Raw genomic sequence first — 12,806 nt, forward strand, 5'->3', positions numbered from 1 at the left:
GAGGCTTCAATGGCTTACAAAGCTCGAGCTGGTTCACTGAAAGCGGGGTTTGGCCCATGCACATAACCCACCTGATCGAAACGATTTCATAAGTGCCGGGCATAAAAACGAGCGTCGCGTCGCATCGATTGGCGGTCGGAGCGGCCCCCGACAGAGTGTCTTCAAAATTCGACGGTCCTGCGATAGTAACTACCAGAACGCGAAATTACCCGGACCACTACGATGATTGTAAGAACATATATTCGATGCGAAACCTGCTCGCAGCCCCATCTAGTCAGGATCGGAATGGGCCAGGAGCCTCGACAAAATCATCGGTTTCCGTGCGTCGAGTGCGGAGAAGACATGGTCGTCGCGCTCAATGTCGACTTCGTCAACATCTCCTACGATGTGGAAGCAGTAGAAAACGCTGAGCTCGTCAAGGCCGTCGATGATGCGCCTGTCGTCAATGTCGAAGCAAATTTTATCATCCCGAAAGACCAGCGAAACGTCGACAATGTTTTCCCACGCATGGACGAATTCCGGAAAATGATGGATGTCGCTGAACGAAATGGCTCCCTCCGTCCGATCGGCCACTTAACTGATATTCAGCTACGATCGCGACCCAATCGACAACCCGATTTCCAGACTGAATGGAAGCTACTGCGAAAAGCGTGGTCACTCCATCGACGTGGGCGAGAACATCTTGTCAAAGACAAAATCGCCGCGGCATCCGAGGAGTTCTATGCATCAGACCCATTGAAGAGCCTGCCTGATTGGCTTTGGCGGTTTCTTCTATTCTTTAGCCAGCCTCACTTTGAGCTAACGTTTCAAAGCGCGATGAAGCGTGTTGGCCCGCTCATCGGCACACCAGCCTTCGACGCTTTCGAGACTTACTACAAATCGATAGCCGCGAAACGCGGTGATCGCTATTTCGAACTTTTCGAGAATTTTTTCGAGGCATACGATGATCTTGCGCAGGTTCACTTCTACGTTGTTCGTGGCATTCCAATTCCGCCCGGAGACGTTATATCTCACGTTGACTTCAAAGAGACCCGGATGCTGTATGGCAATCTCTTCGAGGCGTTCTCATCTTCAGTCGATGTGCTTGTCTGCTTCAACAACATGATCGCGGGGCGATCATTCGATGCATTGCAGACAATTCCGCTCAAGGAGTACCTGAAGCTCGACAAGGCGGGGCGCTTTCGTGCATTCGAAGACACGCCAGAATTCGCGGCATTGTGCACAGAGCGCGACAACCAACTCCGGAATGCTTCGCACCACCTCGGAACGAAACTCGACACCGAGACCCAGACGATCGTATATCGTGCAGGAAAAGGTGGATTAGGCGACGAACAGAAGCTCGCGTATGGGCAGTATCTAGCGCGATGCGACGCTTTGTTCTTGCAGTGCGTTGCGTTGTTGCGCATGGAGATCATGGTCTGCCACTCACGTGGCCTTCGTTTTCCACTATAACCAATAGGCTGAACGCTGCAGTCATCATGTTTACGGTCTGTCACTTTTCAACCATCCATCGGAATCACGGCGTGGCTGTCACTTTCGCGTCAAGGGCGTGCTCTCGTCTAATAGGGCGGAAGTCGGCTTGGTTCAGCCGGCGTCCAAAGATGTTTTCCTCGGGATAGGTTGACATCATGCGTACGGAGCGCATTCTAGAGGACTTTCAGCCGACATCGTATATTGGCTTCGCTTGCATGTTTAAGGACGTAGCCGTAGTTTGTAGGCTAAGTGTCCAGCGCTGCTGACTGCACGGCGAGCGGGGCTCGAGTCGCGCTTGAATTGCAGTATATAGGCACTGGATGGGGCGACGGTTGTCACCGTCATAACGGGTTGCAGGTTTGCATTGACATTATGTCAACGGTGCGCCATATCTAGTCTCGCCTAGCGTCGTTTCATGCGAGCGGATTCAACCTAAATAGTAGGTATCCTCTTGCCAGAAGCGTCTGTGTCGGTTGATTGGGACAGCGGCCTTGGTCGTGACTCGATCTTACCGCAGCGGTGAAGCGATCTAACGCTTAGGCAACATTTTCGGGGGCGCACATGGTGTGCCCCCGTTTGCGTTCATGCGATGTGGTCACTTGGGAAGATATTGACGTGTTCGACATTCTTCCGTGGCACTTTGTCACCATGGCAGTCAGGAAAACTCCCTGTAATAAGGCCTGTAGCTAGGGACATATTGAAATGTCTTCGCCTGTCGAACGCTTTGCCGAACCGGGTGTATGAGTTCAATATGCAATGGTGATTGTGTGGCGGGATACTAGTTTCCGGTACCGCATGCCTTTCAAGACCGTACGAAAAAAAACGATCCTTATCGTCGATGTAATACTGTTTGCTAGATTTGCTTGTCGTCTTAGGTTGTTGACGCTGCCTCATGTTTTTCGCAAACAGGTCGATGTTGTCCTCGAAACCCGGCAGAACAACACCTCCGGCAAAAAAACGCCGCAGTTTTCGAAGGTCTTCAGCCTCGAAGTTTCGAAACGGAAGTAAAAACATCTTTCGGGTGGCCTCGGCATCGAACAATTTCGAAAAATACGAATATGCCTTTATCAATCGCGGCAGGACCCTTCCTAAGTAATTGTGGATATTTCCGCCGCCTAACTCACTGTCGTAAATGTATAAGAAACAACTCGTCCCCAAATCACCCAGGTTATGGGCTATACGGTCTTCGACAATAAGAATGACATCCTCCAGCTCATCGAGATACTTAATGAAATACTGATTTAGCACATCCGCAGTGACCTGATCATTCCTAACTTTTACAGAGGAAATGTTACAACTGCGGAAAATATCAGAGAATTTCTCTCGAACATCTTTAGCGAACACAGTCAGTTTCTTAATACCGACGTGCCGATGCAGCTCATCAGAGCTCGTGACAACCAATATGTTGACGGTCATTTATCTAACTAGTTTTGCCAGAATGCCAGCAGGAATGACTATTTGGTCCAAATCCTCCTTGTCGAGCGTAGACAGCGCTTCCAGGAAATTCAGAACGACATATTTGTTTGAGCGCGCATGCGACTTTCTTACGAGCGAATCTTTCACCGGCTCTCTTTCATCAGCCACGGCATGAATTTCGAACGAGTAGGTTTCATCGGGCGGAATAACGCCAACTTTGGCTTTCTGCTGGGAATGCTGAACCACTTTCACCTTCCCACTCATGCTCGAAACGAACTGCTTTAGAGTCAGCGGCGCGATTAGGTCCTTATACTGGTATTTTTCATTTATGAGGATCGGGACAAGGTCAGAGAGAAGAAGCGGCTTATGCTCGTCGTCCCAATATCTCTTTGTCTCCGCAACAATAATTTGCGCAAGCGTTTCTTTCGTTTGATCCATGTCAACGGCCTTCAAGCAGGATTGAGGCAGCCATCACTATGCAATTTGCGCTCTTAGTCAACCCGGACGGACACCGGAGTATCTAACCTCAACGTGGGCCAAAGATGCTCCTTGCCCACGCCCACCGAGTGCCTAGACCGCGCTTGACCTTACGTGTTGGTCAAACCCTTCCGATGAACGATCTATTAAGCCGGCATCAGGATAATGGCATGAAGAATCACGATGCGCGGACTCTCCGCTCGAAATCAGGTGTGGACTGGTCAGCGGCGGCACCAACTATGCTCAAAGTTCAAATCCACGCGAATGAAATCCTCACAAGTTTCGTATCGAGGTCTGCCCGGGCAAACGGCATCGAGCGGATGCGGTCCTTCTGCATTGACCTTGGAGTAAGTCTGCCAAAGCTGAAGTTGGGCGACCGAGCAGAGGTCCTCAAGTTCGCAGACTTGGTCGGGGCGTCGCGAGATCAGATGCTGCATGCCGCCGTTGAGCGAGATAATCGGACGCGCATCCGTGTTGGCCATGAGTGGTTCGACAACAGTCGCCTGAGTCGCATGCACCTTCGCTTTTGCCCTGAATGCGTTGCCACCGACCTCGTCAGGGATTCGTTTAGTGGCCCGTATTACCGAACCTACTGGCTACTTCCCCAGATCGTGACATGCGCGAAACATCGGAAGCACATTGTGGAGGCGGAACAGCCTCAGCGCCTGGAAACGAACAGCCAGGACTTCTGCGCGATTATCGATCAGCTACGGAAGCAGGCGCCGGCCCTGCTATATCCAGCCGCCAATCGTGACCCGACACATTTCGAGGTCTATGCGACCAAGCGATTGTGCGGAGAGATGTCTGAGAAACCCAACTTAGACGGGCTGCCTTTGGAGACGATCATCGTGATGAGCGAGGTTGTTGGAGTGGCGGTTGCTCATCTTGGTGCCTCAAAACGCAATCTATCGTCCGAACAGATGGTGGAGGTCCGGGAAGTAGGTTTTGCTGCTATCGAGAAAGGCCGTCGGGGCTTTCAGGAAAGCCTGGACAGAGTGACAGCGCTCGCGCCTGCGGGGAGCTGCTCACCTCACGGTCTCTACGGAGCTCTCTACACCGCTCTCGACCGTACCCGGTCGCAAGGCTCGTATGACGTCTTTCGCTCCGCCTTAGTTGAGCATGCCGCAATGTCGGGCCGCATCGCTCCGGGTACGTCACTGTTTGGAGCACGCTCAACTACGGCTGCTTCAAGAGTGCGGTCAGTCGCCAATGAGGCAGGCGTTGCGATCGACCGCGTAAAACGTGTTCTCAAAGCCAAGGGCCTGACGGCGCCGGCCGGCGCGGCCGGACTGCTGGATCCAACCGTGGCCGCCGCTGCGAAAGAGCATTTTGCGGACGTCTGGTCATTCAAAGATGCACGTGAGTTTCTCGGCTGTAACTTACGGACTTTCAGCAGCTTACTGGAAGCGGGAATAATCCCTCGCCCGCCGACATCCTTTCCACAAGGGTTCGTGTCTCGACAGGCAGCCATGTCTCTCGCAATACGGCTGGCTGAGAGCCGAACGGTTGATGTCGGTTCGCATTTGGTAGACATTTCTGTCGCCAGGGCCGGGGCGAAGTCATCTATCGCCGAGATAGTCCGGTACGTTCTCAATGGCAGGCTTTCTTCCGTGGCCATCGAAGGGAATAGGCCGATCCTCGCGGCGCTTAGGGTGAGCATCGAAGAAGTTCGACAAGCCCACCTCCCTGATGGTCATGTCACGGCCGAGGCTGCCAGGGAGCTACTGAGGCTGAACACCACCGGGTTCGCCGACCTTCTGGCGAATGGTCTCATCGAGACAACTTCTCTCGAACATCCGAGAGCTGATTGGCATGCTGTCCCCTTAGCGGAGGTAGATCGCTTCCGGGCGACCTTTATCTCGATGCAGGAATGCGCGGAGAAACTCAAGGTGAGCAAGAACGCTATGGCCAGCATTGCAAGGCGAGCCGGCGTTCCCCCGGCTTACCCGGCAGATGTCGTTGGTCAGCAAATATTCCTTCGAACAAACTTAGGCACGATTCTAGCAGGCTCGCGTTGATTGCAGCAACATTGGCAGCGTTGCCAAGACTTGGAAAGGAGAGCTATCACACAAGGCCGGACAGCACGTTCGACCCGATTTCAGGCTTGCTGAGCACTCGGCGATCATACGTCAGGGGGCGGCGATTTAATGCGTGGTAGCAGGTGAGTCAAGGCGCTAGAAAAAGCGCTATTGGGTCCAATTTTTTTTCGAGGGCGCTTCAGAGGCAATTTCGACGAAGTCCCGCAAGTCGGGCGAGAGTCACCTGTATCAAATTGGGAACGGCAGTCGACACCGGCCAAGTAACCCGGAATAAAATCACGTATTTTAGCGTTAACTTAATTTTAGGAAACGCGAGTTAGGCTTCAGTTAAGCACACGCTCACATCGCTGCGCCATTGATTCCACAGCATTTTTTCCGTTGACGGGTGCGGCCAAAACTATATGTTGAATGAAGATTGAAACAGGAACTCGCAATGAACGCGAACATACAAGTAGAAACGCGGCCCGCCGCATAATCTCTAGTCCGGTATGTTCGCCGTGACCTGAGGTCACGGTCGGCCCCCAACGCTTTTTTTTAATGCACACACTACGGAGGCCATGAAATGCGTAATACTTCAATCGATTTCCCACAAAACCATACTACGGTCGCAATCCGTCGGGCACTTGCTGTCGCCCCGACATCCCGGGAACCCGCGTTTGCTCGCGGCTCGGCGGTATTGCAATACGTTTCCAAGTCGCTTCGCGCTGCAGGGCTCATACGCCTAGCCAGCTAGTCGCTTGGTCACAAGGACCATTCGGCTGTAGAGTCGCTGCCCTTCGGGTCGGCGGCTGCAAACAACCCTGCCCTTGGCTACGGGCTGATTTCGTCCAACTGGACGGGAAAGGCACACGTATGGACATCTCGTATGTCATCCAAATCCTGCACGAGCGTCGCAAGGGACATGATATCCTTGCGCTACCCTTCGAGCGCAAAACCCGTTTCGCGCAACCGGACGCCATGAAGTCGCGCCGCGTTGTCAAAAAGCGCACGGGTGAGGATTCCTAACAACCTCCAACTCTCAGGGCGAAAGCCCATTCTGTAATCTGCGGGCGCGCCTCGGTCACGAGTTTGCGGGAGGACGCCTGCGTCTTGACGGAAGGAATCCGAATGTCGAACCGTGCCAAAAAACCGCGCAATCGCGGCCGTGTCTCTGCGCAGTGTGCGAAGGGTGGATCTATTACCGCCCGTTGGGAGAGCTGGGTTTTCCTGGATCCGGCTTTCACGGATAGCGGAGACTCGTTTGAAGGCGACGATTATCGAAAGGCCGTGAAGTCAATCGGCCTCGAGAACGACCTCTAACCAACAGAAATCATAGGGTGTCAGCGCCCGTCTAGCAAATGCAGACGTACCTCGGACACGGGCGTGCGGGGGACGTCTGCGGCCATTCGAAAGGAGCATGAGATGACGAACGGCAGCAAATGTGAAGGTCCGATGAAGGCGTTGGCGGCGCCGGTCCTCCAGCCTGTCTCGCGAGGCGAGATTGAAAGCTTTTTCCAGAGCGTTGGGGCCGGATTCGTGTCCGATGTCCAGTTGGGTGTCGGATCGACCCAAGCTGACGCGGGCGATCGGTGTGTCAAGCAAGTTCATGAGATGGACGAGTACGTTTTGAATTTCATCCGCGTCCTTCGCGAAATCGACACTTGCTTCAACCGTCGAACGTTTGAACCGCTCTCCATCGTTAAGAAAATCGATCGCAAAGGAGCATGATGATGTTGAAGAGCTCAACGAAGTACCGCTTCAACGTGGTTGATCGCCTTATCGTGGATGGGCGCGAGTTCCGTTATCACAGCACCTCGAAAGATGGCGTCCTGTTGCAGTCTGACGGTGCCGGTCCGCGTGAGGTTCTTGGGCTGACCTGGAAGGATGTGGGCGACCACCTCCGCAGTTTCCGCTTGGCGGTCCAAAAGGACTATTACAAACTGGTCAAGAGTGGCGTGCTTTCGACTTTCTCGAATGATCAGGTGGCGTACTTTCGACGCCATGCCTGTTCTGTTTTCAGCGTCATGAGGCCAACTGTGCGCCAGGTCTACTTGGCTATGAAGGCAGACCACTATTGGAGCACGGAGCTTGGTCGCCAGACCTTCGAGCTCTGCTCCGAACGAACCTTTCAACGCCTCGTTGACGAGATGCGTAGGAGTGCAGCTGAAACAGAGCGTGCAATGGCGAGGTACGCGCCGATGGAAGAGGCGCAATCCGACTAAGCCGAGCAAAGCAGCCTAATGCCGACAAGCAGACGTACCTCGGAGACGAGCGTGCGCAGGGTCGTCTGCGGCCATTCGAAAGGAACTTGAAATGTCAAACATCAACATGAGTGAGAGCCGGCTCTTCGTGCGCCCTGATACAGCGTCATTCGCTGAAGCCGAGGGAACGGCGGTAGCTGCTTCCATCCAGATGGCATCGAGGGGCGGTGATGGCGATCGTTACACGAGGCCGGCCTGTGCCGTGCTTGGGCAGGAATGTCGATTGGCCCGAGGGATGACGGCGGTGGACGATCGGTTTGCCGCTTCCGCGATGGTTCAAATCCGATCCTATCCGCCCGCGTTCGCGACGCTCGCAATCGATCAGCGGACCCGTTCGATCTGCAGCATCCGGCTTTGACGAAATAACACCAGCAATTGTCGAACGAACCAATCCAGCAAGGAGGATCCAAATGTCTAAACGCAACGCCAAGAACGTTCATGTCAATGCGGACGACCGCGTGACTCTCGACGGCCGCCACCACTGCTACGTCGACGAGTTCAAACAAGGCATCGTCCTAGAGTCTGACGACGGCGGCCCGCGGGGGGTCTTTGCCCTGACGTGGGTCGATGTCGAAGATCACCTTCGCACGAGCCGCTTGGTCATCGACAAAGGGTACTACGCGCAGAGTGCAGCGGGTACACCAGCAAAGACCAGCTCGATGGAGCAAGTATCTCGTCCTGCGAAATTTCGTCCCCTAGCGGTGGACGGGACCTCGCTGGAAAAAGCTACGCCGCGATCTCTCGAAGTCAGACCAATGGATGTCTTGGAAATGGACGATCACAAATTGGATATCCGCCGCGTCGGCCTGAATCTCGGGTTCTGGAACCGCTTGCATCCTGAGGTTCAGGCGCGTTTCGAAAACGCCCGCTTCGTCTGGGCTACGGTCGCGATGGACGCATGCACGCGCGCGCTCTGCGCGCTCCACTTGACCAAAAGCACTCCGAGTGTGAGCAGCGTGATTGCAACGTTGGCGATGGCCGTACGCGAAAAAGGTGCCGAAAACGTGATGCCCAGTGGTCGACCTGACGCAGTATACTTTGATGTTGCAGCGCCCTACGTGTCCTCGAAATTCAGAGAAACGGTTGTTCGCCTGACCGGCAAGCCTCCGGTTCCGTATACGCAGCGTCCGCACTTCCGCGGGCGCGTGGAGCGAATGTTCCGCGCTATCAGCAGCGGTCGTCTTCCGCAAGCAGATGTGGTTGGCGACAACATTCTCTTGGCCGAAAATTATAACCCCACCAAGCACTCGCAGCTCACCCACCAGGAGCTTTTGGATCTGCTTGCGCTGCTGATCGTGGGTTGCTACCAAAATACCCCGCACCGCGGGCTGGCCTTGGAAACTCCGTTGCAACGTTGGCAGCAGTTGTCTCAACAGTGTGAAGGCGTGGCACCTCCGCTCTCGAAGGACGAGTATCGCACGCTGTTCGGCGTCAAGATGCTTGGTCGGGTTTATGCAAACGGGATTTCGGTCGCCGGGATCGAATACCGTTCGGCCCAGATTGCTGAACTGCATAAAGCGGGCCATCGTGTGGACGCCGACGTCCTCCTCAACGAATGGGACATCTCCGTCATTTCGTTCCGAGACCCTCGCGACGGACGTTGGTATAATGCGCCCGCAGTTGAAGAGTGGCTTGAAAACGTCACGCTCGCAGAGTGGATGCTGGCAATCAGGCAAATCATCTCCCGCGATGGACGGTTTGACTGCGCCGATCGTCTCGCCGTCACAGCAGCCTTGCATCATCTCAAGCGCGCCGTGGCCACCCTCTAATCCACCTTACCCAAGGGGCGCCTAGCCCCACCTCCAGAAACTGCAGGCGTACCTCGGACACGAGCGTGCGATGGACGCCTGCGCCCAATCGAAAGGAAAACAAGCATGTCGGACGGTCGTAAATATCCCAAGCTCATCATCGGTGGACGCGACATCACGCTGCGTCAAAGACCGGGGGCGAAGCCCGTCGAGGAACGCAAAAGCATCGTCTCCAACCGCGTCACGATGGCGTTCCGTGATGGCACCGCGCACCGCCTTGAGAGCGAGCTCGAAACCGGCGCCATGGAGCTGTTCAATGCCAACCAGAATGTGGTTGCCATTCGTACGCAGTTCGGCGCCATCCCGTTTCGCCGCGATGGCAAGAACCGCGAGCATTTCGCGGATCTCTGTGTCGATTTCCGCAACGGCTGCCGCAACCTGTACGCGGTTCGCAACGAGGCCAACATCGGCGACCTCAAGATCGAGCTCGAGCTGATCCGAACGCAGACGCTTCGCCACTACGCTCACGGTCTGCACCTGCTGACTGAAGCCCAAATCACGAAGCCCGAAATCTACCGAGCCCGTGAGATGGCCCGTGCTGTGAAGTTGCAGAACTCCGAGAAGATGGCGTGGGTGATCGACGCCCTCAAGGCGCTTGGCGGCTCCGCCGTCATCTTCGATCTCGCCACGTATCTCGGAACGAAACTCGTCTTCGCCGAGCTTTGGACGGCGATCTGGGCCCTCTTCCACGATGGCTTGATCCGTCATGTCCACCCTAATCCGGCCGCCGCCGTGATTACCCGCCTGTCCCGCATCCGTATCGCAAAGGAAAATGCCGATGTCTAAGAAAGAGTCGAAATCCCTGGGCAATGGAATCGAAAGCTTCGACCCCAACCCTCGACACTATCGCCTCGAGGACCAGAAGGATAATCCAGTCGAAGGTGTGGAAAACCGCGCGCCTTCCACGCCGTTTCCCGATGCACAGAATGGAGATGGCGGATTTAGCCTCGCTACCGCGTTGCTCAAGCGACTTTCCGCGGAGATCGAAACGCGGAACCTCGCAGTAAAAAAATCTCGCCGCCGCCACTCTCTAAGCCAACGCCGGCTACGCCGCTGGCTTGAGCGCCACCCGCAATCCTGATGCCCAGCCTTCATCGCAGCCATACCGAAAAGGAGAGTGCCTATGCCTAAGAACTACACCAAGTTCAAAGTCACCACCGACGACCTCGTCACGTTCGACGGACGTCCGCACCGTTTCGAGCAGAAGTATGACCACGGCATCGTGATCGGCTCGGACGATGATAAGCCGAAGAATGTTGTCGCCATGAGTTGGCAGGACATCGACGGGTACATCCGCACGTTCCGCCTTCAGATCGAGAAGGGTTACTATTCCGCGGCGAACGCCATCAAGCGTGCCAGCAAGCGCAAGTCCCCTGTTGTTTCGCACGAGGTCACGTTTCGCCACGTTCTCGTGGCCACCTTTCTCGAGGAAGAAGCCCAAGGCGGTGGCGTGGACGCCATCAGCCGCTCGGACGCGAAGATCAAGAAGTTCTACGCGAAGTTCAAAATCGACAACGAGAAGCTTGTCGAAGACGCTCGCGACGAACTCAAGCAAAAGAAGGCGAAGCGCAACCTCTTCGTGAGCCGCCGGCAATTTTGCCGTTGGATTGAGCGCTTCGAGAAGAACGCGCGCAATGCGGATTCCCTGATGCGCCAAAACAAGGGAAGCACGTCTTACGGAAGCAGCTTCACCTCTGCTCAGCTTGACTACTATTCCAAGTTCGTTCGGGGGTATCTGAACCAGAACCAGCCTACCGTCCGAGCGGCTTACAACATGATGCTTGCGGACGTTTACGCCTGCCAAGCCGCTAACGAGCCATTCGTGGAACCATGCTCGGAAAGCACATTCCTCCGTCTGGCCCGTGACATGGACGACCGCGACGTCGATTTCGCGCGGCACAAGGATAAGCATCGCATCCAGCGAAAGTACATGCTTTCGGGCAAAGGTCTGCAGCCAAAGTATGCGATGCAGATCCTCGAGATGGACGAGCATAAGCTCGACCTTATTCGCGTCTCCAAAAACCTGGGTATCTGGGACCGTCTCCACGAAGACGTCCAGGCAAAGTTGGAGAAGAAATCCCGCGCTTGGATCTCGGTCGCCATGGATGCTTTCTCGCGCTCCATCTGCGGAATCCGTGTGCTTCCCGGCGAACCGGAAGCGGCAGAAGCAGTCGCTACGCTCGCGATGGCCGTGCGCAATAAGGAACATGAGACGGCGCTAAGCGGCGGTCACATCGAGTGGCCGCAGTGCGGCCGCCCCGACGCCGTGCACACGGATGCCGGCGCCGCTTACGTCTCCGCGGACTTCCAGCGCGCGGTGATCGGACTGACTGGCAAGCATCGCATTCCTCCGTCCAAGCACCCGCATCTGCGTGCCCGGGTCGAGCGCTTCTTTGGAACGCTCAATTCCCGCTACATGCATCTGTTCTCTGGACGCACGTACTCGAACGTTCTGATGAAGGACAAGTACGATCCTGCCAAACACGCTCACCTCACGCACATGGAGCTTACTGAGCTTCTGATCCGTCTCATGGTGGTCTGTTACCACAACACGCCACATCGATCGCTGAACGGTGAGACGCCGCTCCAGCGCTGGTACCGCTCGTCTCAACAGGATGCCGAAGTGGCTCCTCCGCCGACGCAAGGTGAATACCGGGACATCTTCGGCATCCAGATGAAACGAAAGGTTGGCAACAACGGCATCACGATCCTCGGTCTGGACTATCGCTCTCCCAAGCTCAGCGCTGTGCAGGAGTGGCAGTACAACATCGAACTCAACGTGCGCATCAACGACCAGAACATGTCGGCGATCTCGTTCGAGGATCCGCGCGATGGCAAGTGGTACGACGCCCAAGCCACCTTCGAAGGTCTCGATAACGTCCCCCTCTCTGATTGGATGGAGACCGTTCGCTTCATCGTCGAAAAGCATGGCCCTAAGGCGCGCAACGCTCGCCGTGCCAAGGAGCTTGTGCTGAAGACTTTGGCGGACGTCGTGAAGGCCAGCGAAAGCTCGCGTCTTGCCGCGAACGTCGGTTCGCCGCTGCAGAATCAAGATCGCATCGTCGAGTTCGAGAAGAAGAACAAGGCGATCTACGAATACTCGCGTCACCTCTGGATCGACTTCGGCAACGACGGCGGCGAAGTCGCCGCATCGGCTGACGGTGCTCAGGCTCGCGACAGCGATCCGATGAACCCGGTGGGCGATTTCAGCTCGGACGGCTTCATCGACCCGCAGTCCAAGACTGCCAAGACCAAGAAGGCCGCCAAGGCCCCCATGCATACGCCTGTCCCCTCAACCGACGACGACGCTGAGATCGATACCTCTGACGTAGTCCTCGAAATCGACGAATAGG

At 55.5% G+C, this 12,806-nt stretch carries 10 protein-coding genes; 8 read left to right on the plus strand and 2 right to left on the minus strand.

Annotated elements, in window-relative coordinates; translation table 11 throughout:
* Positions 1–342 precede the first annotated feature (342 nt).
* On the plus strand, positions 343–1,452 hold the full coding sequence (locus D460_RS32340) for a hypothetical protein (protein WP_018896461.1): 1,110 nt from the start codon (positions 343–345) through the stop codon (positions 1,450–1,452).
* A gap of 603 nt (positions 1,453–2,055) precedes the next feature.
* Here D460_RS32340 and D460_RS34385 read toward each other — a convergent pair.
* Both D460_RS34385 and D460_RS0100215 read right to left on the minus strand, forming a co-directional pair.
* The gene (locus D460_RS34385; protein WP_018896462.1) at positions 2,056–2,889 is read right to left on the minus strand and encodes a hypothetical protein; all 834 of its coding nucleotides are present in this window, start codon (positions 2,887–2,889) and stop codon (positions 2,056–2,058) included.
* Positions 2,890–3,327: a hypothetical protein gene (locus tag D460_RS0100215; RefSeq protein WP_018896463.1), complete on the minus strand. Its 438-nt coding sequence runs from the start codon at positions 3,325–3,327 to the stop codon at positions 2,890–2,892.
* Positions 3,328–3,536: 209 nt separating this feature from the next.
* Here D460_RS0100215 and D460_RS0100220 point away from each other — a divergent pair, with 209 nt between their 5' ends.
* From D460_RS0100220 to D460_RS0100260, 7 genes are all read left to right on the plus strand, one after another.
* On the plus strand, positions 3,537–5,384 hold the full coding sequence (locus D460_RS0100220; RefSeq protein ID WP_018896464.1) for a TniQ family protein: 1,848 nt from the start codon (positions 3,537–3,539) through the stop codon (positions 5,382–5,384).
* Between the two features lie 1,422 nt (positions 5,385–6,806).
* Entirely contained in the window at positions 6,807–7,112 is a 306-nt protein-coding gene (locus D460_RS0100235; protein WP_018896467.1) for a hypothetical protein, read from the plus strand.
* A 2-nt stretch (positions 7,113–7,114) separates the two neighbouring features.
* Positions 7,115–7,606 carry a hypothetical protein gene (locus D460_RS0100240; RefSeq protein ID WP_037110654.1) on the plus strand — a complete coding sequence of 164 codons (492 nt, stop codon included), beginning with the start codon at positions 7,115–7,117 and terminating at the stop codon, positions 7,604–7,606.
* A 449-nt stretch (positions 7,607–8,055) separates the two neighbouring features.
* On the plus strand, positions 8,056–9,414 hold the full coding sequence (locus D460_RS0100250) for a DDE-type integrase/transposase/recombinase (RefSeq protein WP_018896470.1): 1,359 nt from the start codon (positions 8,056–8,058) through the stop codon (positions 9,412–9,414).
* A 105-nt stretch (positions 9,415–9,519) separates the two neighbouring features.
* The gene (locus D460_RS0100255; RefSeq protein WP_018896471.1) at positions 9,520–10,239 is read left to right on the plus strand and encodes a hypothetical protein; all 720 of its coding nucleotides are present in this window, start codon (positions 9,520–9,522) and stop codon (positions 10,237–10,239) included.
* A complete protein-coding gene (locus tag D460_RS35780) occupies positions 10,232–10,534 on the plus strand; it encodes a hypothetical protein (RefSeq protein ID WP_155947651.1) in 303 nt (100 codons plus the stop codon). The genes D460_RS0100255 and D460_RS35780 overlap by 8 nt, the downstream gene beginning before the upstream one ends.
* Before the next feature lie 42 nt (positions 10,535–10,576).
* Entirely contained in the window at positions 10,577–12,805 is a 2,229-nt protein-coding gene (locus D460_RS0100260; RefSeq protein WP_018896472.1) for a DDE-type integrase/transposase/recombinase, read from the plus strand.
* Position 12,806 lies beyond the last annotated feature (1 nt).

Origin of the sequence: Rhizobium sp. 2MFCol3.1 (assembly GCF_000377565.1) — a bacterium.
GTDB lineage: Bacteria > Pseudomonadota > Alphaproteobacteria > Rhizobiales > Rhizobiaceae > Rhizobium.

What these genes read in the sequence shown, in the direction of transcription:
- D460_RS0100215 (WP_018896463.1), bottom strand. Translation starts at nt 3,327, where the DNA reads ATGGATCAAACGAAAGAAACGCTTGCGCAAATTATTGTTGCGGAGACA.
- D460_RS0100255 (WP_018896471.1), top strand. Translation starts at nt 9,520, where the DNA reads ATGTCGGACGGTCGTAAATATCCCAAGCTCATCATCGGTGGACGCGAC.
- D460_RS0100250 (WP_018896470.1), top strand. Translation starts at nt 8,056, where the DNA reads ATGTCTAAACGCAACGCCAAGAACGTTCATGTCAATGCGGACGACCGC.
- D460_RS34385 (WP_018896462.1), bottom strand. Translation starts at nt 2,889, where the DNA reads ATGACCGTCAACATATTGGTTGTCACGAGCTCTGATGAGCTGCATCGG.
- D460_RS35780 (WP_155947651.1), top strand. Translation starts at nt 10,232, where the DNA reads ATGTCTAAGAAAGAGTCGAAATCCCTGGGCAATGGAATCGAAAGCTTC.
- D460_RS0100260 (WP_018896472.1), top strand. Translation starts at nt 10,577, where the DNA reads ATGCCTAAGAACTACACCAAGTTCAAAGTCACCACCGACGACCTCGTC.
- D460_RS32340 (WP_018896461.1), top strand. Translation starts at nt 343, where the DNA reads ATGGTCGTCGCGCTCAATGTCGACTTCGTCAACATCTCCTACGATGTG.
- D460_RS0100220 (WP_018896464.1), top strand. Translation starts at nt 3,537, where the DNA reads ATGAAGAATCACGATGCGCGGACTCTCCGCTCGAAATCAGGTGTGGAC.
- D460_RS0100240 (WP_037110654.1), top strand. Translation starts at nt 7,115, where the DNA reads ATGTTGAAGAGCTCAACGAAGTACCGCTTCAACGTGGTTGATCGCCTT.
- D460_RS0100235 (WP_018896467.1), top strand. Translation starts at nt 6,807, where the DNA reads ATGACGAACGGCAGCAAATGTGAAGGTCCGATGAAGGCGTTGGCGGCG.